Origin of the sequence: Protofrankia sp. Cas8 (genome assembly GCF_963555845.1) — a bacterium.
Lineage (GTDB): Bacteria > Actinomycetota > Actinomycetes > Frankiales > Frankiaceae > Protofrankia.
In genome coordinates this window covers 3,457-4,936 of record NZ_CAUVXI010000318.1, presented here as the reverse complement: position 1 = coordinate 4,936, position 1,480 = coordinate 3,457, and the positions used below count along the sequence as shown (strand labels likewise).

The following is a 1,480-nucleotide window of genomic DNA, read 5'->3' as shown; positions in this document are numbered from 1 at the left end:
GAAGGGGCCGTTCACCCAAAAGAATCATCCGGGCACGGTAGCAGCAAGATCCGCGGCAAGCCCGCCGCCCGTCAACGAGCCTGAACCCGGCCGGTCGCTCGGAAGCGGCGACAGCGTAAATGAGCAGACGGCGTGCGGGGAGCTCGGAGGCGCTCCAAGACGAGCGGTCAGGGGCGACGGCCGGCGTAGAGGCGGACCGGCGCCGACCAGGTACGGGGGACCTCACCGACGTCGACGAAGCCCGCGGCGGCGATCACCGGGAGAAGATCGTCAACGCACCATGGGTGACCACCAGAGCGGACCGTCCGCAGGTTGGCCAGCAGGTGGGACAACCGGTCGTCGGCGCCGGTGAACGTACCCGCCAGCAGCCACCCGCCTGGCCGCAACGACGCGGCCGCGGCAGCCATCACCTGGGAGACGATCCCAGCAGGCAGGAACGGCATCGGGAGCCACGCCGCGTCGTACACAGCCGCGTCGTCCAGGGCGACAGCGTCCTGAAGCCGCAGTTCGACGCGGTCAGCCATGCCCTGCGCCGCCACGTTGGCGCGGGCCAGGCTCAGCGCGGGCTCGAAAATGTCAATACCCACCACCCGCAGGCCCGGGTGGGACCGGGCGATCGCGATCGCCAGCCACCCTGTCCCCGTGCCGACGTCGAGGAAGCTCGCTCCGGGAGCGGTCAGCCGCTGACCCAGCTCGGGCAGCTCACCTTCAGCGATCCGCACGGCGTCGGAGATCGCCATCGACAGGCGGCCGATGCTCTGCAACAGCGGCACATCCACCTGATCCCACCGGCCGCTGCGGCCAGGATTTTCGATCAGCTCCGCTGCCTGACGCAAGAACGTGCCCGCCAGGCCCACGACCGGGGCGGCGCCGGCGACATCGACGTCATGATCACCGAGCAGTTCGGCGGCGATGTCGGCAAGCAGCTCGCGCACCTGCGGGTCGGCCGGCAGACCCTCGGTCTCAACCCGCACATGCGCTGTCAGCGCCGCCAACGCATCCACCGATACGCCCAGCCGAACAGCCGCACCCATCAACCCGTCCACCGCCAAGGCCCCTCCGTCGGTCCACGTTGACGACACGCCGAGGCACGCTAACACGTGTGGCAAACAGCCCCGAGATGGACGGACATCGATCGGCCCGTGGTGTGTCACTCCTGGATCGTTCTCAGGACTGATCCGTTGGAGCGTGGGCACGCCCGCGTCGTGGAGCTCGTCGACGAGGTGGAGTCCGCCCGCCACGTACACGGTTCCCGCCCTGCACTGCCCAGGTGTCGACCCGACAATCGGACAACCCGGCTGGCTCGCAGCCAGTTTCGCCTATCTGCTGCAGCGTCCGGCCGGCACCGACGCCCAGGGAAAGGCCTTGATCGAGCTCGGCGTCTGCGCGTATGGCGAGCTCGCCGGGTTCGGGGATTCCAGCGACTGCACCAACGACGGCTGCACCGGCAGCTGCGTCGGCGGATCGGTGGGCCTTGGAA

2 protein-coding genes are annotated in these 1,480 nt (G+C 69.3%); one reads left to right on the top strand and one right to left on the bottom strand.

Features of this window, described 5'->3' with window-relative positions:
- Positions 1-167: 167 nt before the first annotated feature.
- Positions 168-1,034, bottom strand: a complete 867-nt coding sequence (locus tag U9977_RS26120) for a class I SAM-dependent methyltransferase (RefSeq protein WP_322751934.1) — start codon at positions 1,032-1,034, stop codon at positions 168-170.
- 154 nt (positions 1,035-1,188) lie between these two features.
- Here U9977_RS26120 and U9977_RS26115 point away from each other — a divergent pair.
- On the top strand, positions 1,189-1,480 hold a 292-nt coding region (locus U9977_RS26115), incomplete at its 3' end, for a hypothetical protein (RefSeq protein ID WP_322751933.1).

Excerpts from the sequence above, each read along its gene's own strand:
- U9977_RS26120 (WP_322751934.1), bottom strand. The coding sequence starts at position 1,034 with ATGGGTGCGGCTGTTCGGCTGGGCGTATCGGTGGATGCGTTGGCGGCG.